Origin of the sequence: Photobacterium alginatilyticum (assembly GCF_009910675.1) — a bacterium.
GTDB classification, from domain to species: domain Bacteria; phylum Pseudomonadota; class Gammaproteobacteria; order Enterobacterales; family Vibrionaceae; genus Photobacterium; species Photobacterium alginatilyticum.
Map to the genome: position 1 here is coordinate 1 of NZ_RSEJ01000253.1, position 475 is coordinate 475.

Sequence of the window (475 nt, forward strand, 5' to 3'; positions counted from 1 at the left end):
AAAGCTGAACGAGGCGCTGCCTTTCTCCGAGTCGCTGTAGAGGGTATCGCCAAAGGCCACRCTGTGACCGCTCGGCGCCTGCGTATCCACCGTCAGTGMCAGCTGGGTGGCCGCGGTATTGCCGTTGCCCGCCGCGTCGGTGAAGCTATCGGCATTGATGTCCAGCGTCGCCGTKGCTTCSGAGTCAGCCGTCGGGGTGAAGAGTACGCTGTACTGGGTAGCGCTGGTWGACACGAAGTTTGTCAGGCTACCGCCCGTTACGCTGATATCRCCAATGTTGAAGTCGCTGCTGGCCTCGCTCAGAACAATACTGATGGTGGCYGTCTCGCCCGCTTTCAGCTGCGTRTCCGAGGCRCTGAAGGTGGTGACCGTCGGCCTGGTTTTATCCAGCGTGGCCGTATCCGTCACCGCCGTCGCCGCATTGCCCGCGCTGTCGGTCACTGTCACCGACAGCGTCAGGGTGCCGTCGTTCAGG

General features: G+C 62.4%; 1 protein-coding gene. It reads right to left on the reverse strand.

All coding sequences use genetic code 11. The features are described 5' to 3' along the window. Window positions 1–447: Ig-like domain-containing protein (locus EIZ48_RS30545; protein WP_369127492.1), on the reverse strand; the 447-nt coding region annotated here is incomplete at its 3' end. Window positions 448–475: the final 28 nt, after the last annotated feature.